This is a genomic window from Streptomyces sp. MRC013 (genome assembly GCF_023614235.1).
GTDB lineage: Bacteria > Actinomycetota > Actinomycetes > Streptomycetales > Streptomycetaceae > Streptomyces.
Genome location: NZ_CP094264.1, coordinates 1,570,948 through 1,595,656 on the forward strand (window position 1 = coordinate 1,570,948; position 24,709 = coordinate 1,595,656).

Here is a 24,709-nt window from a genome sequence, read left to right on the forward strand (position 1 = left end):
TGGCCTCCTCCGGGGGGTGCGGGCGGCGGCTCAGCCGACCTTGATCTGGTCGTACACGGGGACGCTGAACTGGTTGAGCCTCACGTCGGAGAGCCGCTCGGAGTAGCCGGCGCTGCCGTTCTGGTACCAGAGGGGGATGGCGGGCATCTGGGCGGCGAGGACCCGCTCGGCGTCCTGGAAGTGCCTGACGGCGGCGGCCTGGTCGGACTCGGCGTTGGCGCGGTCGACGAGGGCGTCGAAGCGCCGGTTGCTGAACTTGCCGTAGTTGGAGGAGGCGCCGGTGGAGTAGAGGGGCTCCAGGAAGTTCTGGATGAGCGGGTAGTCGGCCTGCCAGCCGGAGCGGAAGGGCCCGGTGATCCGGCCGGCCGTGATCTGGTTGCGGAAGTCCGCGAAGGTGCCGACGGGGTTGACGGTGCAGACGGGGCCGCGGCCGAGGACGTTGTTGACGCTGTTGCAGACGGCGTCCATCCACTGCCGGTGGGAGCCGGTGTCGACGTTCGACGTGAGGGTGATCCGGCCGCCGGGGAGGCCGCCGCCCTCGGTGATGAGCCGCTTGGCCTCGGCGGGGTCGTAGGCGCAGGCGTCACCGCAGGCGTCGGAGTACCCGCCCTTGCCGCCGAGCGCCGGGGAGGTCCAGTCCTTGGCGGGGGTGCGGGTCTTCTGGAAGATCCGCTCGGTGATCTGCTCGCGGTTGATCGCCTTGGAGATGCCGGTGCGGACCTTCTCCATGCCGGGCTTGGACCACTCGGGCCGGTAGAAGGGGAAGACCAGGGTCTGGACGATGAGGGCGGGCTGGTTGATGTACCGGTCGCCCAGGTCGTTCCCGACGTTCTTGAGCTGCTGGGCGGGGATGTCGTCGACCAGGTCGAGGTTGCCGGAGATCAGGTCCTGGTAGGCGGTGTTGTTGTCGGTGTAGACGCGCAGGTCGACCCCGGCGTTCCGGGCCTTGTCGGGTCCCCGGTAGCCGTCCCAGCGGCGCAGCCGCATCCCGCTGCCCTTGGTGTACGAGTCGACGGTGTACGGGCCGTTGCCCACGGGCTTGTCCAGCCAGGCGGCGTGGTCGGTGAAGAACGCCCGCGGCAGCGGCATGAACGCCTGGTAGCCGAGGGTCTCCGGCCAGGTGGAGAACTCGTCCTTCAGGGCGACGGTGAAGGTGCGCTCGTCCTTGACGACCAGCCCGCGCATGGTCTTCGCCCTGGCGGCGCCGGACTCGGGGTGCACCTCCTCGTAGCCGACGATGTCGGAGAAGAACGGGGCGTTGTTCTGCTTGTTGTCGATGTGGGCCCCGTAGTTCCACGCGTCGACGAAGGACCGGGCGGTGACCTTCTCGCCGTTGCTGAAGGTCCAGCCGTCCTCGAGGGTGACGGTGAAGTTCCGGGAGTCGGCCGTCTCGATCCTCTCGGCGACCATGTCCTGGGCCTCGCCCGTCCCCGGGTCGTACCGCTTGAGGCCCCGGAAGACCATGTCGAGGACCTTGCCGCCCTGGACCTCGTTGGTGTTGGCGGGCTCCAGGGGGTTCTGGGGGTCCCCCCAGGACGAGCTCAGGACGCCGTCGCCCCCTCCACCGCCCCCTCCGCCGCAGGCGGTCGCGGTGGCCGCGAGGACGGCGGCGACGGCGGCGGCCCGCACGGCCCTCGTAGTTCCGGGCATGGAGTGCCTCCCTCATCCGCCGGCAGTTGCTGCGCCCCAATACACCGCGGCCGCGGGGGCACCGCACTCCGGCGGCGACCATCCGGTGTCCGCGCGCCCGGGAAAACCGCCCGAACGGGCGCGGCGGGAGGAGGGGGCGGCCCGTCCGGCGGCCGTACGCGACGGTGCCCGGCCCACCGCGGGGGTGGGCCGGGCACCGTCGGGACCGGGAGGGGTCACCCCGCGTGGATGACGTCCTTCTCCTCGGCGAAGTGGCACGCCGACTCGTGCGCGGCCGGGGAGTCCGAGCCCTTGAAGCGCTCGGGGACCGCCAGCAGCGGGACCTCCTGGGCGCACTTGTCCTGCGCCTTCCAGCAGCGGGTGCGGAAGCGGCAGCCGGACGGCGGGTTCGCCGGGGACGGGACGTCGCCGGTGAGGATGATCCGCTCCCGGCCCTCGCGCATCTCCGGGTCCGGCACCGGCACCGCGGACAGCAGCGCCTGCGTGTACGGGTGGGTGGGGTGGTCGTAGATCTGCGTGTCCGTGCCGATCTCGGCCATCTTCCCGAGGTACATCACGCCGACCCGGTCGGAGATGTGCCGCACCACGGACAGGTCGTGGGCGATGAAGATGTAGGAGAGGTCGAACTCGTCCTGCAGCTTCTCCATCAGGTTGACGACCTGCGCCTGGACGGACACGTCGAGGGCGGAGACCGGCTCGTCGCAGATGATGATCTCCGGGTTGAGCGCCAGGCCGCGGGCGATGCCGATGCGCTGGCGCTGACCGCCGGAGAACTGGTGCGGGTACCGGTTGATGTACTCCGGGTTGAGGCCGACGACGTCCAGCAGCTCCTGCACCCTGCGGCGGCGGTCGCCCTTGGGCGCCACCTCCGGGTGGATGTCGAAGGTCTCGCCGATGATGTCGCCGACCGTCATCCGGGGGTTCAGGGACGTGTACGGGTCCTGGAAGACCATCTGGATGTTGCGGCGCACCGCCTTGAGGGCCCGGCCGGACAGCTTGGTGATGTCCTGGCCCTTGTAGAAGATCTCGCCGGCGGTGGCGCTCTCCAGCAGCATCAGCAGCTTGGCGACGGTGGACTTGCCGCAGCCGGACTCGCCGACGATGCCGAGGGTCTCGCCCCGGTAGAGGTCGAAGGAGATGCCGTCGACGGCCTTGACCGCGCCGACCTTCTTCTTGAACAGGATGCCCTGGGTGAGCGGGAAGTGCTTGACCAGGTTGCGGACCCGCAGGATCGGCTCGCCGCGGTCGGCGGCGGGAACGGCGCCCATGGACATGTCCGCCTTCTCGAGGTCAGCCATGGATCGTCTCCTTCCAGAAGTGGCACGCACTGCCGCGGCCGACGAGCTCGGTGCCGTCCTGCTCGGTGACCTGGTGCAGCGGCGGAAGATCGGTGCGGCAGACGTCCTGGGCCTTCGGGCACCGCGGGTTGAACGCGCAGCCGGTGGGGATGCGCGTCAGGTTGGGCGGCAGGCCCTTGATCGCGTAGAGCTCCTGGCCCTTCTGGTCCAGACGCGGGATCGAGTCCAGCAGGCCGCGCGTGTACGGGTGGGCGGGGCGCTTGTAGAGCTCGTGGACGGGGGCCGTCTCGACGATGCGGCCCGCGTACATCACCGCGATCTTGTCGGCGACGTCGGCGACGACGCCGAGGTCGTGGGTGATGAGGATGAGACCCATGTTGTACTCGCGCTGGAGCTCCGCGAGCAGCTCCATGACCTGGGCCTGGACCGTCACGTCGAGAGCGGTCGTCGGCTCGTCGGCGATGATCAGGTCCGGCTCCAGGGAGAGCGCCATGGCGATCATGATGCGCTGGCGCATGCCGCCGGAGAACTGGTGCGGGTAGTCGTTCACCCGGGCCTTGGCGGCCGGGATCTTCACCCGGTCCATCAGCTCGATGGCCTTGGCCTTGGCGTCCTTCTTGGACAGGCCGAGGTGGACGCGGAACATCTCGCTGAGCTGGTAGCCCACGGAGAGCACCGGGTTCAGCGACGACAGCGCGTCCTGGAAGATCATCGCGATCTTGCGCCCGCGGATGCGGCGGCGCTCCTCGGCGGACATCTTGAGCATGTCCTGGCCGTGGAAGAGGATCTCGCCCTTGGGGATGCGGCCCGGAGGCATGTCGAGGATGCCCATGATGGCCTGGGCCGTCACGGACTTGCCGGAGCCCGACTCGCCCAGCACGGCGAGGGTCTCGCCGGAGCTGACCGAGTAGTTCACTCCGTTGACGGCCTTGGCGACGCCGTCCCGGGTGTGGAACTCCACGTGGAGGTCGCGCACTTCGAGCAGCGGCCGGACGTCGTCCGCGGCACCGCGCGGCGCGGGGACGCCCCCGGTCTTTTCAGTGGTGATCACGTACGCCTCCCTCAGCGCAGCTTGGGGTCGAGGGCGTTGCGTACCGCATCGCCGAACATGAGGAACGAGAGGACGGTGATGGAGACCATCACGGAGGGGATGATCAGCACGTAGGAGGCGTTGCGCAGCTGCTCACGGCCGCTGGACACGTCCACGCCCCAGGAGACGGTCGGCTCCGCCAGGCCGACGCCCAGGAAGGAGAGCGTCGCCTCGGCCGCGATGTACCCGCCGAGCGCGATGGTGGCGACGACGATGATCGGGGCGAGGGCGTTGGGCAGGATGTGCCGGATCAGGATGCGGCTGGTGGAGGCGCCCAGCGCCTTGGCGGCGACGACGTAGTCGGCCTGCTTGATGGTGATGACCGCGCCCCGGGAGACCCGGGCGATCTGGGTCCAGCCGAGGAACGCCAGGGCGAAGATCACCACGTAGACCTCGCGCTTCTCGAAGCTGCTGAGCACGACCATCGCGCCGAGCAGGAACGGGACGCCGAAGAAGATGTCCGTGATGCGGGAGAGCAGGCTGTCGACCCACCCGCCGAAGTAGCCGGCGAGCATGCCGACCAGCGTGCCGAGGATCGTGACCAGGGTGGTGACGCCGACGCCGACGAGGATCGACGCGCGGGCGCCGTAGAGCACGCGGGCGTAGATGGAGCGGCCCTGGCCGTCGTAGCCGAGCCAGTCCGGCTGGAAGAAGTGGCCCCAGTTCGGCGGCTGGAGGTAGTGCTTGGCCAGGTCGGCGTCGCGCGGCGAGGCGCTGGTGAACAGCGACGGGAAGAACGCGATCACCAGCAGCAGCGTGATGAGCGCCGCCGATATCAGGAACATCGGCTGGCGGCGCAGGTCGTGCCAGGCGTCGGACCAGAGGCTGCGCGGCTTGCCCGGGGCCGGCCCGGTCTCGGCGACGATGTCGGAGGCCGAGGGCGGGGTGATCGGCTCGGCGTCGGCCTTCCGGAGGGTCCCGCTGTTCTCTGCGGTGTTCTCGGCGGTTGTCTCAGGCATACCGGATCCTCGGGTCCAGGACCGCGTACAGCAGGTCGACGAGCAGGCTCATGAGCAGGTAGACGAGGACGATCAGCGACGCGATGCCGACGACGGTGGCGCCCTCGCGGCGGATGAGCGCGTCGAAGATGGTGTAGCCGACGCCCTTCACGTTGAAGATGCCCTCGGTGACGATGGCGCCGGTCATCAGGGTGCCGATGTCGGTGCCGAGGAAGGTGACCACCGGCACGAGCGAGTTGCGGAGCAGGTGGACGCCGATGATGCGGCGGCGCGGCAGGCCCTTGGCGACCGCGGTGCGCATGTAGTCGGCGCGCAGGTTCTCCGCCATCGACGTACGGGTGAGCCGGGCCACGTACGCCAGGGAGAGGGAGCCGAGCACGATGGCCGGCAGGAAGAGGTCCCCGAAGCTCTCGGAGTCCTGAACGGTCGGGGTCACCAGGCCGAGCTGGAAGGCGAAGACGAACTGCATCAGGTAGCCCAGCACGAAGGAGGGCATGGAGATCAGCACCAGGGTCAGCGTCAGCAGGCTCTTGTCCCGCATCGAGTTGGGCTTGAGGCCCGCGACGACGCCGAGGCCGATGCCCACCAGCACCGTGAAGGCGAAGGCGAACAGCGTGAGGCGGATCGTGACCGGGAACGCCTCGGCGATGATGTCCGCGATGGGGCGCTGGCTGGCGATCTGGACGCCGAAGTCGCCCTGGACCAGGTTGGTCAGGTAGTTCCAGTACTGGATCAGCAGCGGCTGGTCGAGTCCGAGTTGCTTGCGGATGGACTCGATGACCGCCGGGTCGTAGTTCTGCTCTCCCGCGAGCGCTCTGACGGGGTCGCCGGGCAGGGCGAACATCATGCTGAAGATCAGAAAGGTTGACCCGATGAACACCGGGATCATCTGGAGCAGTCGTCGTGCGACATAGCGCCCCATTGGTGCCTCCGTGTGGGGTTGACTGCGGTCCGGCGGCAGCCGCGGGCATGAGGGAGCGGCTGCCGTCGGACCACCGCCGCCGTCGGAGCTCCGACGGCGGCGGTTGACGGCCGAGTGAGGTGGCCCGTGGGCGCTTTTACTTGACGGTGACCTGCGTCAGCTCGAGGTCGCCGTGGAAGTCGACGCTGACGTTGTCGACGCCCTTGCCGTGGCCGCCGTTGATGCGGTAGTTCCACAGCGGGATCGCCGGCATCTTCTCGACGAGCTTCTTCTCGACCTCCTGGTAGGCCTTCACGGCCTCCTCCAGGGAGTTCGCGTTGTCGCCCTTCGCCATCAGCCCGTCGATCTCCTTGTCGGAGAAGCGACCGTTGTTGGACTCGGCCTTGGTGTGGTAGAGCTCCTTGAGGAAGTTCACGTTGACCGGGTAGTCGGCCACCCAGCCACCGCGGTACATGCCCTTGACCTGGTTGTTGTCACGGGCCTCGAGGTCCGTGGGGAAGTCCGGCTTCGGGTCGCCGACGCAGTCCACGCCGGTGGCGTTGCGGATGGACTCGCAGACCGCGGTCACCCACTCCTTGTGGCCGCCGTCGCTGTTGTACTGGATGAAGACCTTGTTGCCGGGGACGCCGCCGCCCTCGGTGACGAGCTTCTTCGCCTTGGCGGGGTTGTACGTGAAGACGTCCGTGCCCAGCTTCTGGTTGCCCTTGACCTGCGGCGGCGTGAAGCTGGTCGCCGGGGTGCGGGTGTTGTTCAGGACGGTCTTGGTGATCGTGTCCCGGTCGATCGCCATCGACAGGCCCTGGATGACCTTGGGGTCGACGCCCTTGAACGGCTTGCTGTAGAACGCCGGGACGAGCGACTGGACGGCCGCGTAGTCCTGCTCGATGGCGCCCTCGCCCAGGTCCTGCTTGTACTTCGGCAGGTCCGTCGGGCCGACCTGGCGGATGATGTCCAGGTTGCCGGAGACGACGTCGCGGTACGCGGCCTCGACGGTCGCGTAGTTCTTGAACTGGATGCCCTTGTTGGCGGCCTTGTTCGGGCCCTGGTAGCCGTCGAACGCCTTGACCTGGATGAGCTTCTTGTGGTCCCAGCGCTCGAACTGGTAGGGGCCGTTGCCGACCGGCTTCTTGCCGAACGCCTTCGGGTCGTCGAAGAAGACCTTCGGCAGCGGGGCCCAGGTCGCGTAGCCCAGCTTGTAGTTGAAGTAGGGGACCTTCGTCTTCAGCGTGATGGTGAAGGTGGTGTCGTCGATCGCCTTCAGGCCCGACATCTTGTCGGCCTTCGGCTCGCCCTTCTCCGGGTGGACGTCGTCGTAGCCCTGGATGTCGGAGAACCAGAAGGAGTTCTGCTGGGCGTTCTTGACGTTGGCGTACCAGTTCCAGGCGTCGATGTACGACTGGGAGGTCACGGCCTCGCCGTTGTGGAACTTCCAGCCCTTCTTGAGCTTGACGGTCCACACCTTGGAGTCCTTGGTCTCGACGGACTCGGCGTTCGTGTAGACGATCTCGCCCTTGGCGTCGAAGTCGAGGAGCTGCGTGAAGAGCGACTGGATGACGTACGAGCCGTTGGTCTCGTTCGTGTCAGCCGGGATCAGGGGCTTCTGCGGCTCGCCGACGTCGATGGACACGTAGCCGGCGGGCTTGCCGCTGCCGCTGCCCTTGCCCTCGTCGCCCTTGCTTCCGCCACAGGCCGTGGCAGCCATGGCAACGGCGATCGCGCCCGCCACCCACTTGGCGCTCTTGACACCGCGCATGGGTTCCTCCTCATGAGTCACTTGTCACTGAAGTGGGGGATATGCGCAGATCGCCGACACCCCTGACGGCGTTCGCGCGGCACCCCTGTGTGTGCTCGTGAGTCGGCGCGCTCCCCACAGCGCGTGACCCGTTGACCCGAGCTCAATGGAGCCAACTATTAAGTACGAGGGGTCCGTAAACCACACTTACAGGGTCTCGTTTTGACAACATCAGTCATGCCCCGTTAGCCAAAATCCGGACAAACCGATCATAGACAGACACCCTCGAAACGGACTGTTAACCCGTGTTCCGGTGAGCAGTGATCGATATGCGGACACTTGGTCGAGGTAAACGAGTTGACGGAGGACCCTCCCGCCTGCCGGGGCGCCGCCGCTCGCGTGACCCGCGCGGCACCCGGCTCGGGGGGCCCGGGGCCGCCCGGCTCGGGGGCCGGCTCCGCCCGGCTCGGGGGCCCGGCTCGGGAGGCCCGGCGCCGCACGGAATCCGGAGGGGATGCGGCCCCGAAGTCGCCGGGGACCGCCGGTCCGGTCGACTTTCCGCCATTCCCGCACGGTGGGAGGGGGCGGCGACGGCGCGCGGTACCGGCCGCGATCGCGGTCCGGGCCGCAGCGCCCGCCCCTCCGGCCGGCCGTCCCCGTCGGGTTCCCCGGCCGGCCCGGGGCGGGGCGGCCGGGGAGGGGCGGTCCGGAAGCGGCCGGGTGGGGGCGATCGGACGGGAACGGCCCGGGGCGGCCGCGGCGGGGCACGGTCGGGGAACCGCGGCCCGAGGGCGGCGGCCGGGACGGGGGAGGTCCCAACGCGGCGGCCCGAGGGCGGCGGCCCGGACCGCTCGCCGGTCCGGCACCCGGGCGCCGGGCGGCCGCACATGCGGAACGCCCGGCCGGGAAGGCCCCGGCCGGGCGTTCACGTCGACCGTCCGCGGCCCGGTCGGCGCGGACGGGTGGGGCGGCGGTCCGCGGGAGCCGCCCGGTCCCGGACCCGGGCGGGTCCTTCCGGGGACTCGCCGCGGGCGACGGCCCGCGGGGGCCGCCGGGGGCGCGTCAGGAGTGCTTGGCGCGGGAGGCGGCGCGGGCGCGCTCGCGCGCGTCCAGGTTGACCTTGCGGATGCGCACGGCCTCCGGGGTCACCTCGACGCACTCGTCGTCGCGGCAGAACTCCAGGGACTGCTCCAGCGACAGCTTCCGCGGCGGGACGATCGACTCGGCGACGTCGGCCGTGGAGGAGCGCATGTTGGTGAGCTTCTTCTCCTTGGTGATGTTGACGTCCATGTCGTCGGAGCGGGAGTTCTCACCGACGATCATGCCCTCGTACACCTCGGTGCCCGGCTCCACGAAGAGGACGCCGCGCTCCTGGAGGTTGGTCATGGCGAAGGCGGTGACCGCGCCGGCCCGGTCGGCGACGAGCGAGCCGTTGTTACGGGTCGTCAGGGTGCCGAACCAGGGCTCGTGGCCCTCGTGGATGGAGTGGGCGATGCCCGTGCCGCGGGTCTGCGTCAGGAACTCCGTGCGGAAGCCGATGAGGCCGCGCGACGGGACGACGAACTCCATGCGGACCCAGCCGGAGCCGTGGTTCGACATGTTGTCCATGCGGCCCTTGCGGACGCCCATGAGCTGCGTGACGGCGCCCATGTGCTCCTCGGGGACGTCGATCGTCATGCGCTCGACCGGCTCGTGGACCTTGCCGTCGATCTCCTTGGTGACGACCTGCGGCTTGCCGACCGTCAGCTCGTACCCCTCCCGGCGCATCGTCTCGACGAGGATGGCCAGCGCCAGCTCGCCGCGGCCCTGCACCTCCCAGGCGTCGGGGCGCTCGGTCTCCAGCACGCGCAGCGAGACGTTGCCGACGAGCTCGCGGTCGAGGCGGTCCTTGACCTGGCGGGCGGTGACCTTGCGGTCCTTGACGGCGGCCTTGGCGTCGGCGCCCTTGCCCGTGCCGCCCCGGCCGACCAGCGGCGAGGTGTTGGTGCCGATGGTCATGGAGATGGCCGGCTCGTCGACCGTGATCAGCGGCAGCGCGACCGGGTTCTCCGGGTCGGCCAGCGTCTCGCCGATCATGATGTCGGGGATGCCGGCGACGGCGCAGATGTCGCCCGGGCCGGCCTTCTCGGCCGGCTTGCGGGTCAGCGCCTCCGTCATCATCAGCTCGGAGATGCGGACGTTCTGCACCGAGCCGTCGCGCTTCATCCAGGCGACGGTCTGACCCTTCTTCAACTCGCCCTGCTGGACGCGCAGGAGCGCGATGCGGCCGAGGAAGTTGTCGGCGTCGAGGTTGGTGACGTGGGCCTGGAGCGGGGCGTCCTCGTCGTAGACGGGCGCGGGGATGTGGTCCAGGATCGTGGAGAAGAACGGCTCCAGGCTGGTGGAGTCGGCGGGGACCGTGCCGTCCTCCGGCTTGGTCAGCGAGGCGACGCCGTCGCGGCCGCAGGCGTAGACGATCGGGAACTCGATCTGGTCCTCGTCGGCGTCCAGGTCCAGGAAGAGGTCGTACGTCTCGTTGACGACCTCGTCGATCCGGGAGTCCGGGCGGTCCGTCTTGTTGATGCAGAGGATGACCGGCATCCGCTGCTGGAGGGCCTTGCGGAGCACGAAGCGGGTCTGCGGGAGCGGCCCCTCGGACGCGTCCACGAGGAGCACGACGCCGTCGACCATCGACAGGCCGCGCTCGACCTCGCCGCCGAAGTCGGCGTGGCCGGGGGTGTCGATGATGTTGATGGTGATCGGGGCCCCGCCGTCCTTGGGGTGGTACTTCACCGCCGTGTTCTTGGCGAGGATCGTGATGCCCTTCTCACGCTCCAGGTCGTTCGAGTCCATCATGCGGTCGTCGACGGAGTCGAGCTGGTGGGCCGCGAAGGCCCCGGCCTGCTTGAGCATGGCGTCGACGATGGTCGTCTTGCCGTGGTCGACGTGGGCGACGATGGCTACGTTACGGATGTCGTGGCGCGTGGGCATGGGTGGCTGGCGCTTCTCTCGGATCGTGGGTGCGGCGTCTCTTTTTCCTCAGTACGCCCGCCGGGCGGACGCGCCACGGCTCTGTCCATGGTACGGGGCTGCCGCGCACTCGGCCTCCCGGGCACGATCGTGCCCGCCGGGAGGCCCGGCGGGCGGTCGATCCGCGTGGTTTCCGCGCCCGTTCGCCGCGGGTTCACTTCTCCTTCGGTGCCGCGAACCCGATGTCCTCGTACCGCGGCGTCGCGAAGCCGAAGGCGCCCGCGTTGACCACGTTCCTCCGGACGGCGACGAGCTCGGGCCGCTGGAAGAGGGGGATCGACCCGGCGGCGGCCCAGATCCGGGCGTCGGCGCGGCGCAGCAGGTCGCGGGCGGCCTTCTCGTCCAGTTCGGCGGCGGCCCGCTCGAAGAGCTGGTCGATGTGGTCGGTGCCCACGCGCGTGTAGTTCTGCTCCACCAGCAGCGAGCCGTCCGCGGCGGGCTCCGGCTTGGCGTGGATCGGCCGGCCGTCCGTGGCGGGGAAGGCGGTTCCGGGCCAGGAGTAGAGGGCGAGGTCGTAGTCGCCGGAGGCGATGTGGTCCTTGAAGAAGTCCTCGTCGGGGACCTTGCTGATCTCGGTGCGCACGCCGATGCGGTCCAGCATCGCCGCGATCCGGCCGCCGACGGTGCGGAGCGTCCCGGAGCCGGGTCCGGAGGGCAGGACGAAGCGGAGGGTCAGGGGCCGGCCGTCCTTGCCGAGGGGGCCCGCGGCGGAGCCGGTCCCGCCGGCCGGGGCGGCGGTGCCGACGGGCGCGTACGCGCCGGGGACGCCCTGTCCGGCCCCGGGACGCCCGGAGGCGGAGGCGCCCCGGGCCCCGCCGGCCTCCCCGGCTCTCCGGGCTCCCGTCCCGGTGAGGGCCGCCGTGACGGCGTGCGCCCGGCCGGGGGCGGTCCCGCCGCGGACGGCCGGGGGCGCGGAGGCGCGCGGGCCGGCGGCCGGCTTGTCCTCGCCGACGATGTACAGGCCCTCGTCGGACGGGAGGTCCACCGTCCTCGCCCCGGCCGCGGTGCCCGGTGCCCGACCGGGCGCCGCGGCGGGCGAGGCGCCCTTCGACGGGGTCCCCGACGCCTCCGCCTCGGTGCCCTCCTTCGGCGGGGCGCTCGCGCGGGCGCCCTCCTTCGTCCAGCCCGCGTCGGCGAGCAGGGCGAGGGCCTCCTCGGTGTCCTGGTCGCCCAGGGCGCCGCTGCTGTCGGCGTACGCGTCCTGCCCGGCCAGCGCCAGGTGGGAGCCGAGCGGTTCCGCGGGCAGGCCCAGCGGGGCGAGTACGGCCTCGGCCAGCTCGCGGCGGTCCAGGGCGCGGGCGACCGCCCGGCGCACCCGCTCGTCGGCGAGCGGGCCCGACTCGCCGTTCAGGGCGAGCTGGGTGTAGGCGGGCTCCAGGGTCCTGCGGACGACGTAGCGGCCCAGGGCCCGCCGCTCGGTCTCGCGCGCGGCGGCGGCCCGCCGGTCCCGGAGCCGCGCGGCGCGCGCCTCGGCGGCCTTCGCCCGGTCGGAGCCGTGCGCGGCGGCCCAGGACCCCAGGGCGGCCGAGGGCGCCTCGGCGCCGGCCCCCCGGGCGATGGGCCCGCCCTTCGCGTCCGACCGGTCCCCGGGTGCGGCGCGGGTGATGCGGGCGGCGACGGGTGCGTCCACCTCGGCGAGGTCGACGGTCCCGGCGGTGAGCGCCTCGGCGCGGCGGTCGCGCGGAACGGCGCGCAGGACGAGGCGTTCGAGCTTGGCGGGCCGGCCCCACCAGCGCGGGTCGCGGACGAGGGTGAGGGCGCCGGCCTTCCGGTCGACCGCCTTCAGCCGGAACGGCCCGGCGGTGCGCGGCAGGCCGGTGCGGGCGCCGTCGTTGAAGGCGTTCGGCGATCCGGTGACCTCCTTCGGGTACAGGGGGGTGAACAGCGACTTCCAGTCGGCGTAGGGCTTGCCGAAGGTGACCCGGACCTCCAGGTCGTCGGCGCCGCGCTCGATCTTCTCGATGCGCTCGTACCCGGCGTTGCGCGCCGTCCAGTACGCGCTGTCGCGCCCGCGCAGGGCACGCCACTGGGCGACGAAGTCGGGGGCGCCGATCTCGCGGCCGTCGCTCCACACGGCCTGCTGGTGGAGCCGGTAGCGGACGACCTGCCGGGGCTCGCGCTCGATGACCTCGGCGGACTCCAGGTAGTCCGGGTTGGGCTGCGGCCGGCCCCGCTCGTCGAGGGTGAAGAGGGCGGGCAGCACGGCCCCGGCGACCCGGGCGGTGGCGGCGTCGGCGTCGGCCTGGAAGGTGTTGAGGGTGGCGGGCAGCGCGTCGACCGCCCAGCGCAGGGTGCCGCCGTCGGCGACCTCGGAGCGGGGTGCGGCCGCGACGTCCGCGGGGACGGCCCGGACGCCGCCCTCGTCCCCGGAGCTGCAGCCGGCGAGTACGGACACGGCGAGCACCCCGCTGGTGAGGAGCGCGGCGGACCGGAGTGCGCGGACGCGGACCTGGGCCATGGCTTGTACCTCTTCGTCCGGATTCCCGAATTTAGGGATGATCACATCTATTGCCCGACCACTGAAGGGGAGGACGCGCGCAGGTCGACGGCGACACGGCGGGGGCGGGCCGGAAGTCCACCCGCGCGGTCCAACGGGTCTTAGGGGAAGCAGCCGGCGCGCCCCCGGACGGGCGGGCCCGCCGGGCGCCGCCGCGACGTCCCGGCCCGCCCGGCCGGGGCCGGGGCGGCCACCCCCGCCGGCGCGGGGGCGGGCGCCGGGCACCGCCGCGGCCCCGCCTCCGGTCGCGGGGGTCCGGCCGCCGCCCTAGCCTCGCTCCTGTGACGCGCAGAGCCCCCCCGGGTCCTCGTGCCCCTCCTCGCCGGGCTGCTGGCGGCGGGGTGCCCGCCGGCGGGGCCCGCCGCCCCGGCCGGGCGCGCGGAGGAGCCGGGCCCGCCGCAGGGGCGGCAGGGGGGCCGCCGCCCGGGCGGACGCGCCGGGGACACGCGTGCCGGAGGCGGCCCGGGCCCCCGACCGGTTCCACGGGGGCCGGCGGCCCCCGCCGCCGGCCGTGCGCGTACGGGACCCCTCCGGGCGCCTCCCGCAGCGGTGGGCCGGCGCGACGGCCCGCCGCTGCGCGCCCGGCGCCGGCGGCGGGCCGTCCGCGGCGGCGTGGGAGCGGCGGCACGCGGACGCCGTCACGGAGCGCCCCTCGCGGGACCGCCCGGACGAGGGGGCGCGCACCGCCGCTTCCGCGCCGAGCACCGGAGCGGAGGCGGGCACCGGAGGCGGGGCCGGGAGCGAGGCCGAAACGGGCACCGGCGCCGGGGGCGGGGCCCGCGCCCGGGCCGGGGCCGGGGACCGAGTCGGGACCGGGGCTCGGGCCGGGACCGCGACCGGGGTGGGAGCCGAAGCCGAGGCCGGGACCGTCGAAGAACACGGCGCGGGCCTGGCGGGGCGGTCCGTGCCCGGCCCGGCGGCCTCCTCCCCGAGCGCTCCCGGACCGGGCGGCGGGGGCCCCGGTGCGAGCCTGGCCGTCCCGTTGGCGCTGGCCGCCGGGGTGCTGGCGGCGGCCGGGTACGCGTACGCGGGCCGGCGCCGACGGGCCCGGACGCGGACGACGCCGCACGGCGGGACGCCCGTGCCGGGCGGCACGGAGCCGGACGAGCGGACGCGGGGCGGTCGTCCGCCGCCCCGTGCCTGCGGGCCGCCGAGGGGGCCGTCGGACAGGCCGCCGGGCTGATCGGGGCCGTGGACCGGTGGGCCGTGGAACTCGCGGGGGCCGCCGGGTGCGCTCGCGGAGGACGAGGCGTGCCCCAGGGGGCGCGGGGTGTTCGGAGGCGGGACTCCGACGACCGGGCGGCCGGGCCGGCCCGTACGCCGCCGGCCCCACACGCCCGGCCCGTACGCCACCGAACCCCGCGCGCCGCGCCGTCAGAACATGCTCAGCAGCTGGTCCACCGTGGGCTCGGCCGATCCCTCCCCGTCGGGGAGGGCCAGCTCGAACCAGACCGTCTTGCCGCGGGGCGTCCTGCGCGAGCCCCAGCCGGCGCTGAGCAGCCCGACGAGCTGGAGCCCGCGGCCGCCCTCGTCGGTGTCGCGGGCGCGGCGGCGCCGGGGTTGGACCAGGCCGGCGTCCCACACCTCGCACACCAGTGTGCGGTCGCGCAGCAGCCGGAGCCGGATCTCCCCCTCCCCGTAGCGCAGGGCGTTGGTGACGAGTTCGCTGACGAGCAGTTCGACGGTGTCGACCAGCGGCTCCAGCCCCCAGGCGGCGAGCTGGTCGCGGGCCAGCTCGCGGGCGCGTCCCACGGACCGGGGCTCGCGCGGCAGGCACCAGTCGCCGACCGCCTCGGCCGGCAACCCGCGGACCCGGGCCATCAGCAGCGCGATGTCGTCCTGGCCGTGCCGGGTGTCTAGGGTGTTGAGGACGTGGTCGCAGGCGTCCTCCAGGGGCCGCTCGGGGCCGGTGAGGACGCCCCGGAGCGCCCGGAGGCCCTCGTCCAGAGGGTGGTCGCGGGACTCGACGAGCCCGTCGGTGTAGAGGGAGAGCAGCGCCCCCTCGGGCAGCTCGACCTCGACCTCCTCGAACGGCTCCCCGCCGACGCCGAGCGGCATCCCCGGCGGTACGTCGAGCAGCCGCGCCTCCTCGCCGGGCGCGACCAGCACGGGCGGCAGGTGCCCGGCGTTGGCGAACGTGCAGTGCCGGGTGACGGCGTCGTACACGGCGTACACGCAGGTCGCGAGGTACACCTCGGACCGCTCGGGGCCGCGCGGCCGGTGGGCCGCGCGCGAGGACTGGGTGCCGATGGGCGCGCCGAGGCCGCGGGCGATCTCGTCCAGGTGGGAGAGGACCTCGGCCGGTTCGAGGTCGAGCTGCGCCAGGGTCCGCACGGCGGTGCGGAGTTCGCCCATGGCGACGGCGGCGCGCAGGCCCCGGCCCATGACGTCGCCGACGACGAGGGCGGTGCGGTGGCCGGGCAGGTCGATGACGTCGAACCAGTCGCCGCCGACCTCGGTGGCGTCGTTGCCGGGGAGGTAGCGGCAGGCGATGTCCAGCCCGGCGGCCTCCGGGTCGCCGGGCGGCAGGAGGCTGCGCTGGAGGATCAGGGCGCGCTCGTGCTCGCGGCGGTAGAGGCGGGCGTTGTCGATGCAGACGGCGGCGCGGGCGGCGAGTTCGACGGCGAGGGCCCGGTCGCGTTCGCCGAACGGTTCGCTGCCCTTCGTACGGGAGAACTGGACGAGCCCGACGACGGTGTCGTGGGCGACCATCGGCACGGCGAGGGTCGAGTGGACGAGGCCGCCGTCGTCGGTGGGGACGAGGACGGGACGGCCGGTGCTCAGGGCGTTCGCGCAGGGCGAGGTGAACGGGAAGCGGTGGACGGAGCCGACCAGGGGCGGCTCGGCCTCGCAGCAGTCGGGACCGGCGGGCGGGACGACGAGGGGCGGCGCGTCGGAGACGGCGCTGGCGAAGGCGACGCGGCGGAGCTGGGCGGTGCGCCCCCCGGTCCGGCCGGGCGGGGCCTCGTCGCCGGTGAGGAGGCCCTGGTAGAGGTCGACGGCGGCGAGGTCGCAGAAGCCGGGCACGGCGACGTCGAGGAGTTCGCGGGCGGTGGTCTCCAGGTCGAGGGAGGTGCCGATGCGGGCGGTCGCCTCGTTGAGGAGGGCGAGGTTGCGGCGGGCGCTGGCGGCCTCGCGGGCGACGTTGTGGCGGCGGGTCACGTCGGTGGTGAGACCGGCGACGCCGATGGGGCGGCCGGATCCGCTGTGCACCCGGTAGAGGTTGACGGACCAGTGGCGGCGGTCGGTGGAGCCGGGAACGGTGCCGGTGACCTCCAGGTCGGTGACGGCCTCGCCGGTCTCCAGGACGCGGCGGAGCGCGGCGGTCATCCGGTCGGCCTCGGGGCGGGAGAGGTAGTCGCGGACGGTGCGGCCGCGGTGGTCCTCGGCGGTGCCCCCGAAGACGGTGGCGAAGCGCTGGTTGGCGCGTTGGACCCTCAGGTCCGTGCCGAAGAGCAGGAAGCCGAAGGGGGATTGACCGAATATCGCCTGGGAGGAGGCCAGGTCGGTCTCGATCCGGTGTAGGGCGCGTACGTCCACGGCGATGCAGACGGCGCCGCGTTCGCCGTACTCGTTCTCGCTCGGCATGACGTACACCTCGGCCACGTGGCGCGCGTACCGCTCGCCGGGGACGCGGAAGGGGACGAGGCCCGTCCACTCCTTGCCGTCGAGGATCTCGGCGATCTTGCGGCGGCCCTGCGACCGCGACTCGGCGGGCATGAGCACCTCGACGGGGTCCATGCCCCCGACCTCGTCGGCGGGGATGCCGAACATCTCCGCGGCACGCCGGCTCCACTGGTCGACGAGTCCGTCGGGGCCGATGGAGAACGACGCCACTCCGACGTAGTCGTAGATCGAGCCAGGCGGGCTGCTCTGCCACACGACGCCGTCCGTCGTCCCGGATATCTCGCTCACGCGACCGTCCCCTCCAGCTCACCGCACCGGACCGGCCCTGCCCGCAGTATTCAGCACCACGGCCCCCGTCGGCACGCCGTTCGCGATCACAGGGTGGTCTCGTTCGTTTTGAGCCGAGCCCGCGGTGATCGTTGTCCCTTACCTCTTCTAACCCGGCGGGGAGGGCTCGAACCACACGCTCCCGCCGGTTCGGCTGTTTCCGTACCCCGGTTCCTACCCTGCCCGGGGCGGCCCGGGGTACGGATCCGGAACGGGATCGGGGCTTCGGGACGGCGGGGGCGGAAGCCTGGGGGTAGGAGGGGGAGCGCACGGCACGGGGAGGGAGCGCGCACGGCGCGGGGTGCGGCGGGAGGAGCGCACGGCGCACGAGGGCGGGTGACGGGAGCGCACAGCGCATCGAGGGCGGGGCGACGGGAGCGCGGTGTACGGGGGTGGTGAGCGCGCGAGGGCGGTGAGCGCGCGCCGGGCGTCCCGGGCGGCGTGCCGGCGGGCGGCCCGCGCGACGCGGTCAGGGATGCGGGGGGCCGTCGTCCGGGGGAAGGCGACGAAGGGCCTCGACGACCGCGGGGACGTCCTGCTCCAGCCAGTCGACGGTGTCCCATTCCGCGCGGGTCAGCCAGCGCAGTCCGTCGTGGTCCTGGAGGGGCCGCGGCTCGCCCGAGAGCACGCGGGCCGTCCACACGTGCAGCACGTAGCCGCGTCCGAGCGGCCAGGCGCCCGGAACGCGCTCCCCCGGTTCCACCTCGATGCCCAGTTCCTCGCGGAGTTCGCGCACGAGGGCCTCACGCGGGCCCTCGCCCGGCTCCACCTTGCCGCCGGGCAGCTCCCAGCGGCCGGCCAGCTCGGGCGGCGCGCTGCGGCGCGCGGCGAGCAGCCGCCCACGGTCGTACACGGCCCCGGCGACCACCACACGATCCGTCATGCGCCGGAGCCTATCCCCGGCGGCGGTCAGTGCGCCGGCTCCCCGATGCGCTCCACCCAGTAGAGCTGCCGGTGGCCGCGCGAGTCGAGGCTGTCGACGACCTTCTGCGCCTCGTCGCGCGTCGCGTACCGGCCGACCCGGTAGTTGTTGCCGTTGCCGTCCTGGCGGATGACCTGCCAGAGAAGAGCCGTACCGCTGTCGGGCATTACGCCGATCCCCCCGCCCGGTCGCCTGCGTCGAAGGATTCCGTCGAAACCGCAATCCGCATATGCCCGAGCTTACGCCTGACCTTCACGGACCGGATACGCGTTTGCACGAAGAGGTACGGATCCGGCCAGGAACCGCGTCCGGGGGTGGCGCACTCGCCCGGGCGCGCCCCGCGGACCGGTGGCGCCGGGCCCCTCGGGCCCCGGCCCTCAGCGCACCGGCAGGTGGTAGGCGACCCGGTAGCGGTCGGCGGGGACGACGACGTCGGCCGTCTCCACCGCCCGCCCGGACGCGAAGTACGTACGCTCCACCACGATCACCACGTGGCCCGGCACCCCCGAGCGCCAGCAGCTCCTCCGCGAGGCCGGGGCGCGCGCCGACCTCCTCCACCACGTTGTCGACGACGACGTCGATCGCGGCCATGCGCTCGACGACCCCGCAGCCGCCCAGCGGTCCTTCCTCGGGGAGCATGACGGGCGTGCGCCCGGTGACGGCGAGGGGTTCCCAAGAGGTGGAGAGCATCATCGGCTCGCCGCCGTCCCGGAAGACGTACCGCGTGCGCATCACGGGGTCGCCGGGCTCGATGCCCAGCCGGGCGGCGATCTGCGCCGGCGCCCGCTCCCGTTCGCTGCCGGACTCCCAGGTGCCCCGCGCGCCCTCCGCGGTCTGCTCCTGGCGGAACGGGGTCACCGGCCCGTGCGCCGGGCGGTAGCCGGAGCGGGCGATCCGGCGCGGTACGGGGCGCTCCCGGACGTACGTGCCGGATCCGGAGCGTCCCTCGACCAGGCCTTCGGCCATCAGGACCTTGCGCGCCTCCAGGGCGACGGTGTCCGAGACGCCGTACTCCTCGCGGATGCGGGCCTGGGAGGGCAGCCGGGTGTGCGGGGGCAGCGAACCGTTGACGATCTTCTTCCGGAGATCGCCCGCAACGCGCAGGTAGGCGGGCTGCTCGCCGAAGGTCACGGGCCACTCCCATCAGGTCGACGACGGCGACAGCCTGGCAACCCGGTCTTCGCCCCCGCAAGTACGGGCCAGCGCTTCACTCTTCGTGAAGTGCGCCGTCCGGCGGCGTACGCCCGCGCTTCGCCACGGAGGGCGCGCGGTGGCGGCCGCCGCGCGCCCCTCGCCCCTTCCCGGCGGCGTCAGCCGGCCGGGGAGGCCGGCGCCTCGGCGGAGAGCTTCAGCGCGGTGTGCGCGTCCCCGCCGAGGCCGAGCGGCGGGGCGTCGTGACCCGGCTCAACGCCTGGGGGCGGCCGCCGAGACCGGCGACCGCCCCTGTCGGATCAGGCTCCGGGACGCGTCAGAACTGCAGCGCCCACGAGTCGATCCTGCCCGAGTCGTAGCGGGCGTTGTCCGTCACCCGCAGCTTCCACGTGCCGTTCGCGACCTCGGAGGAGGCGTTCACGGTGTACGTGGTGTTGATGTTGTCGGCGCTGCCGCCCGTGTTGTAGTCCTTCAGCATGTAGGCGGTGCCGTCCGGCGCGACGAGCTGGACGCGCAGGTCGCCGATGTAGGTGTGCTGGATGTTGACCTCGACCTTCAGGTCGCTCGGGGCGTTGCCCTTGACGTCGGTGACGGTGACCGGGGACTCGACGGTGGCGAGGTCGGCGACCGTGTAGTCGGTGGTGTTCTCGAAGCGGGAGCCGGGCGGCGGGGGCGTGGTGCCGCCGCCGTCGCCGACGTACAGCAGGCGGTTCGGGGAACCGGCGCCGGGGCTGGTGACGACGCCGCTGGTGGCGGAGGAGGTCATCGCCGAGGCGACCTGGGCCGGGGTGGCGGAGGGGTTGTTGGCCAGGTACAGGGCGGCGGCACCGGCGACGTGCGGAGCGGCCATCGACGTACCGGAGATGGTGTTGGTGGCCGTGTCGCCGGTGTGCCAGGCCGACGTGATGTTGGAGCCGGGCGCGAAGATGTCCAGCACGCTGCCGTAGTTGGAGAAGCTGGAGCGGGCGTCGGTGCTGGTGGTCGAGCCGACGGTGAGGCCCTCGGGGACGCGGGCGGGCGAGGAGGTGGACGCGTCCTTGTTGTCGTTGCCGGCCGCGAGGGCGTAGGTGACGCCGGACGCGATGGAGTTGCGCACGGCCTGGTCCAGCGTGGAGTCGATGCCGCCGCCGAGGCTCATGTTGGCGACGGCCGGCTTGACCGCGTTGCGGGTCACCCAGTCGATGCCGGCGACGACGCCGGCGGTGGTGCCGGAGCCCTGGTTGTTGAGGACGCGGACGCCGACGATCTTCGCCTTCTTGGCGACGCCGTACGTGCCGCCGGCGACGGTGCCGGCGACGTGGGTGCCGTGGCCGTTGCCGTCCTGGGCCACGTTGTCGTTGTCCACGGCGTCGTAGCCGTTGGAGGCACGGCCGCCGAACTCGCTGTGGGAGATGCGCACGCCGGTGTCGATGATGTACGCGGTGACGCCCTGGCCGCCCGGCTCGGGGTACGTGTAGCTCTTGTCCAGCGGCAGGGCGCGCTGGTCGAGGCGGTCGAGGCCCCAGGTCGGGTTCGGCTGGGTGCCGGTGATGGTGAAGACCCGGTCCTGGACGACCGACTTGACGGCCGGGTCCGCGGCGAGCTTTCTCGCCTGCTCCTCGGAGAGCGTCACGGCATAGCCGTTGAGTGCGCTGGTGTACGTCTTCTTGATCTTCGCGCCGTACTTGGCCGCGACCGCCTTGCCGGACGCGGCGTCCGAGTCGGCGGTCTCCTTCAGGGTGACGATGTAGCTGCCCTGGACGGCGTTGGGGGCGTCGGCGTACTGGATCACGCCCTCCTGCACCGGCTCGGCGGCAGCCGGGTGCGCGGAGAGGGTGCCCAGTCCGACGGCGGCGGCGGCCACCGCCGCGGCGGCGACCGTGCGTCGCGACGTACGCATCACTGACATGTGAGGGGTCCTCCTCATAGGTGGTGCGCTGCTGTGGGGGATGAGTGGGACAGGTGCATGACAACCCCTGACCCGTGCATGCACGACAGGACGCACCGCTGGGTAGACGGTGCCGACTGCCTTGGTCTGTCAGGCGAAAGGTTCGCCGATCCGCGGGAATCCCACAAGGGTTCGGAACGATCGCCCACGGATTCACCACACGGCTGCCATGCTGGGCACCATGCTGGAGGACGCTCGCTACATCTGTCGAGAATGCGGAACGCGATCACCCGTTTCGGCTCTGACCTGGAACTGTCCTGACTGCTACGGCCCTTGGGACCTGGACTTCACCGCCTCGCCGGTCCCGCGCGGCGAGTTGGCCGGCCGGGTGAACTCGCTGTGGCGGTACGAGGAGGCGCTGCCGCTCTCCGACCCGCACGTCACCCTGGGAGAGGGCCGCACCCCGCTTGTCCGGCTCACGGACACCGCGTCGGCCAAGCTGGACTACCTGATGCCGACGCTCTCCTTCAAGGACCGGGGCGCCGCGCTCCTCGTCGAACTGGCCCGGCGGCTCGGCCCGGACCGGGTCGTCGCCGACAGCAGCGGCAACGCGGGCACGGCGGTCGCCGCGTACTGCGCGCGGGCGGGGCTGGAGTGCACCGTGTACGTCCCGGAGGCCACACCGCCGAAGAAGCTGGAGCAGATCCGGGCGCACGGGGCCCGGGCGGAGGTCGTTCCGGGCGACCGGGAGGCGGCGGCGCGGGCGGCCCGCGGCGCGGCGGGCGCGCCGGGCGTCTTCTACGCGTCGCACGTGGACAACCCGTACTTCCTGCACGGCACGAAGACGTACGTGTACGAGCTGTGGGAGGACCTGGGCGGACGCCTCCCCGACACGCTCGTCGTCCCGGTCGGCAACGGCACGCTGCTGCTGGGCGCCGCCCTGGCGACCGCCGAGCTGCTGGCGGCGGGCCTGGTCGACCGGCGGCCGCCGCTGGTGGCGGTCCAGGCGGCACCGGTGGCACCCCTGGCGCGGGCGTTCGCGGCGGACGCGGCGGACGCGGAGCCCGTACCGTCCGCGCCGACCGTGGCGGAGGGCATCGCCATCCCGCACCCGCGGCGCGCCCGGCAGGTCCTGCGGGCGGTGCGGGAGTCGGGCGGCGGGTTTTGTACGGTGACCGACGCCCAGGTCAGGAACGCCCAACTCGACCTGGCGCGGCGCGGCCTGTTCGTCGAGCCGACCGGCGCGGCGTGCTGGGCGGCGGTCACGGCGGAGCCGCCGCCGGGCGAGACGGTGGTGCCGCTGTGCGGGGCGGGCGCCAAGACGGGTCTCGCCGCCGGGGGCTGAGGGCGGGCGGCAGGACGGGCCTCCCCACCGGTGCCGGGACGGGGACCCGCCGGGACGGCGGCCGGGGGTGGGGCGGGACCCGCCGGGTCGGCCGCCGACGGGACCCGCCGCCGGTGCCGGGACGGGAGGTGCCCGGCCCGCGCTCCGGCCGGCCGCGGGTGGCCTCCGGCACCCGTACGTCAGCGAATCGCGGTGATCATCTTCGCCACCGCCCGTTCCCGCTTCAGCCGGTTCTCCGGCGTCGCGGCCGCGGGCAGCCAGAACAACGTCCAGAAGGCCCCGGCGTACCACACCGCCACGGCCAGCGCCAGGCAGCGGGGACTCGTCAGGGAGCTGCTCCCGCCGCCCCCGGTGACGCGCCTGAGGCGGTGGGCCGCGACCGTCAGCGCCGCGTCCGCTTTCTGGGGGTGGCGCGTGGCGATCGCGTCACTGACCGATCGGACGGTGCCGGGATAGCGGTCGTCGAGCAGGTCCATCAGCTCCTCCGCGGCCACCCGGTCCCCGCCCGCGGGGTCCACCGAGCCCGTCCGCAGCATCTCCCCCACCGGCCCCTGGGCGAAGAAGACGCCCTTGAAGACGGTACGCGCATCGGTTTCGAGCGGCTTGGCCCCGGCCGCGCCGGCCCCCGCGGGGACGGGAGGCGGCTGCGCGGCGTTGGCGACGGACACGCCGGCCGCCAGAACCGCGGTGGCGACCAACCAGACGAGCAGCCGGACCTTCTTCAACGGAACCTCCGAGAATCTCCTGTGTCATTTCCCCGTGCACACGGCCCCGGTCGGGGCCTCGGGCAGGTCTCCGGCCTTTCCGGTCGCTTCCGTTCCGCCCCTCCGCCGCACCGCGCGCAGCACTTCCACAGGAGCCGGCAAGGGGTCGTGAACGCTCCGGTACGCGAGGAGGTCGACGGCCGCCATCGTGAGCGAGAAGGTCGTGATGCCCATGAAGAACGCGATCCCCGCGTGGAAGGTGAGCGAAGCCGACAGGAAGGGGCGGCGCAGTCTCCGGGGAACCAGCACACCGATGGCGAGAGCGATCTCCCCGACCAACACGGACCAGGTGAAAAGGGTCACGGAGAACCCGTTCACCAGGATCGGGCGCAGGACCCACTGCTGCCATGCGGTGGCACCGAAGACGGGGTCGGAGAGCCAGTAGTACATCGCCGTCCCGTCCGCCCACTCCTGGACCCCGAGTTTCGCGACACCGGCCTGGAAGTAGACGACGAAGACCTGGACCCGGATCAGGAGCAGGAACGCCAGGGCGGCGAGCCTCCGCGCGTACGACAGCCCGAGGACGGGGTCGTCCGGGTCGCCGCGCACCGGCGAAGTCCAGTGCCAGCGGCGGTCGTCGCAGAGGCCGACCGGGACGAGCAGCAGGGTGGCGACCGCGCACACCTGGTCCCCGCCGTCCAGGACGCTCGCGTTGTTCTGGACGCTGAACGCCACGTACCAGTGGGGGACGCAGGTCCACCGCGGCCGCCAGCCGGCGATCACCGCGAGCAGCACCGCCAGGGCCGCCAGCCTGCCCGCCTCGAGCGAGGGTGCGACGCAGAACAGTCCGATCGCCGGCGCTCCGTCGCACTGCTGCGCCCTGCCGGCCGTACCGGGCGCGGGTGGGACGAAGAGCGTGTCGGGACCGTTGACGGCGAGCGTCAGGAAGGTCGCCGACGCGAGGAGGCTCCGGGACGCCCCCAGCACGTTGCCGAACGGGTCCCGCGCCGTGATCGCCGTGAGCCCTGCTCCGATTCTCAGGAGCATGCGACCTCCAGGTGCAGCACGCGCGTGGTCATGGTGTCCGGGGAGTACTTCTTCGCCCACGCCCAGGGCAGCGGTTCACGCTCGGAGATGCCGAGGGTTCCGCACAGCACCGGCGACGGCGCGTCGTTGCGGAGCCTCGCGGAGACCGCGGTGCCGGCGAGGCAGACGGCCGGGGCCCCGCCCTCGCACTCCACCCAGGTCGCCTTCTTGTCGGCCGCCTGCTGGTACAGACGCCCCAGTTCCACGTTCCGGGCCCGCAGGGCCCTGCTGACACCGAAGAGGTTCGACGGGGAGGCTCCCCCGGTCCGCTCCACCTCGCTCCATGCTCCCGGTTCCTCCTCCACCCACACCGACTGCCGCGGCTCGCGAGGGCTCCGGGTGAAGAACGCCCATCCTTCCGGCAGGAAGGAGCGCACGACCGGTGCCGCGGCGGGGCTTCCGGCGGCTGTCTCGGGAACGACGCTGAACGCCACGTGGAGGAGGCCCAGCACCGCCACCGACGCCAGGACCAGGGCGGTGCGCGCCCTGCGCACCAGGAATCGGGACGAGTCCACCCCGGCC

Annotated in this window: 16 protein-coding genes and 1 pseudogene; 1 reads left to right on the forward strand and 16 read right to left on the reverse strand. The window is 72.8% G+C overall.

The window, feature by feature from the left end:
- Nucleotides 1-30: 30 nt before the first annotated feature.
- The 13 genes and pseudogenes from LUW75_RS06940 to LUW75_RS07000 form a co-directional block, all read right to left on the reverse strand.
- Nucleotides 31-1,650, reverse strand: coding sequence for a peptide ABC transporter substrate-binding protein (locus tag LUW75_RS06940; RefSeq protein ID WP_250334837.1), 1,620 nt, complete (start codon nucleotides 1,648-1,650; stop codon nucleotides 31-33).
- Nucleotides 1,651-1,865: 215 nt separating this feature from the next.
- Nucleotides 1,866-2,948, reverse strand: a complete 1,083-nt coding sequence (locus LUW75_RS06945) for an ABC transporter ATP-binding protein (RefSeq protein ID WP_250334838.1) — start codon at nucleotides 2,946-2,948, stop codon at nucleotides 1,866-1,868.
- The gene (locus LUW75_RS06950; protein ID WP_250334839.1) at nucleotides 2,941-3,999 is read right to left on the reverse strand and encodes an ABC transporter ATP-binding protein; all 1,059 of its coding nucleotides are present in this window, start codon (nucleotides 3,997-3,999) and stop codon (nucleotides 2,941-2,943) included. The genes LUW75_RS06945 and LUW75_RS06950 overlap by 8 nt, the downstream gene beginning before the upstream one ends.
- A gap of 11 nt (nucleotides 4,000-4,010) precedes the next feature.
- A complete protein-coding gene (locus tag LUW75_RS06955) occupies nucleotides 4,011-4,997 on the reverse strand; it encodes an ABC transporter permease (RefSeq protein ID WP_250334840.1) in 987 nt (328 codons plus the stop codon).
- A complete protein-coding gene (locus tag LUW75_RS06960; protein ID WP_250334841.1) occupies nucleotides 4,990-5,919 on the reverse strand; it encodes an ABC transporter permease in 930 nt (309 codons plus the stop codon). The genes LUW75_RS06955 and LUW75_RS06960 overlap by 8 nt, the downstream gene beginning before the upstream one ends.
- Before the next feature lie 136 nt (nucleotides 5,920-6,055).
- A complete protein-coding gene (locus tag LUW75_RS06965) occupies nucleotides 6,056-7,672 on the reverse strand; it encodes a peptide ABC transporter substrate-binding protein (protein ID WP_250334842.1) in 1,617 nt (538 codons plus the stop codon).
- A gap of 1,041 nt (nucleotides 7,673-8,713) precedes the next feature.
- A complete protein-coding gene (gene typA, locus LUW75_RS06970) occupies nucleotides 8,714-10,621 on the reverse strand; it encodes a translational GTPase TypA (RefSeq protein ID WP_250334843.1) in 1,908 nt (635 codons plus the stop codon).
- A 193-nt stretch (nucleotides 10,622-10,814) separates the two neighbouring features.
- Nucleotides 10,815-13,118 (reverse strand): ABC transporter substrate-binding protein, encoded by a 2,304-nt coding sequence (locus tag LUW75_RS06975; protein ID WP_250334844.1) that lies wholly within the window; start codon nucleotides 13,116-13,118, stop codon nucleotides 10,815-10,817.
- Between the two features lie 1,413 nt (nucleotides 13,119-14,531).
- Nucleotides 14,532-17,072 carry a SpoIIE family protein phosphatase gene (locus tag LUW75_RS06980; protein ID WP_250334845.1) on the reverse strand — a complete coding sequence of 847 codons (2,541 nt, stop codon included), beginning with the start codon at nucleotides 17,070-17,072 and terminating at the stop codon, nucleotides 14,532-14,534.
- Between the two features lie 508 nt (nucleotides 17,073-17,580).
- Nucleotides 17,581-17,994, reverse strand: coding sequence for a (deoxy)nucleoside triphosphate pyrophosphohydrolase (locus LUW75_RS06985; RefSeq protein WP_250334846.1), 414 nt, complete (start codon nucleotides 17,992-17,994; stop codon nucleotides 17,581-17,583).
- A gap of 26 nt (nucleotides 17,995-18,020) precedes the next feature.
- Nucleotides 18,021-18,200, reverse strand: a complete 180-nt coding sequence (locus LUW75_RS06990) for an SPOR domain-containing protein (protein ID WP_250334847.1) — start codon at nucleotides 18,198-18,200, stop codon at nucleotides 18,021-18,023.
- A gap of 210 nt (nucleotides 18,201-18,410) precedes the next feature.
- Nucleotides 18,411-19,164 (reverse strand): annotated as a pseudogene (locus LUW75_RS06995) (GntR family transcriptional regulator).
- A gap of 337 nt (nucleotides 19,165-19,501) precedes the next feature.
- Entirely contained in the window at nucleotides 19,502-21,073 is a 1,572-nt protein-coding gene (locus LUW75_RS07000) for a S8 family peptidase (protein WP_250334848.1), read from the reverse strand.
- A gap of 208 nt (nucleotides 21,074-21,281) precedes the next feature.
- On the opposite strand from LUW75_RS07000, the gene LUW75_RS07005 reads away from it, so the two are divergent.
- The gene (locus tag LUW75_RS07005; protein WP_462933699.1) at nucleotides 21,282-22,397 is read left to right on the forward strand and encodes a threonine synthase; all 1,116 of its coding nucleotides are present in this window, start codon (nucleotides 21,282-21,284) and stop codon (nucleotides 22,395-22,397) included.
- 179 nt (nucleotides 22,398-22,576) lie between these two features.
- Here the strand turns inward: LUW75_RS07005 and LUW75_RS07010 are convergent, their stop codons facing one another.
- The 3 genes from LUW75_RS07010 to LUW75_RS07020 are packed head-to-tail and all read right to left on the reverse strand — an operon-like array spanning nucleotide 22,577 to nucleotide 24,702.
- On the reverse strand, nucleotides 22,577-23,122 hold the full coding sequence (locus LUW75_RS07010; protein ID WP_250334850.1) for a hypothetical protein: 546 nt from the start codon (nucleotides 23,120-23,122) through the stop codon (nucleotides 22,577-22,579).
- Nucleotides 23,123-23,146: 24 nt separating this feature from the next.
- Entirely contained in the window at nucleotides 23,147-24,148 is a 1,002-nt protein-coding gene (locus LUW75_RS07015) for a sporulation-delaying protein SdpB family protein (protein ID WP_250334851.1), read from the reverse strand.
- Nucleotides 24,139-24,702 (reverse strand): SdpA family antimicrobial peptide system protein, encoded by a 564-nt coding sequence (locus LUW75_RS07020; protein ID WP_250334852.1) that lies wholly within the window; start codon nucleotides 24,700-24,702, stop codon nucleotides 24,139-24,141. Before LUW75_RS07020 ends, LUW75_RS07015 begins: the two co-directional genes overlap by 10 nt.
- Nucleotides 24,703-24,709: the final 7 nt, after the last annotated feature.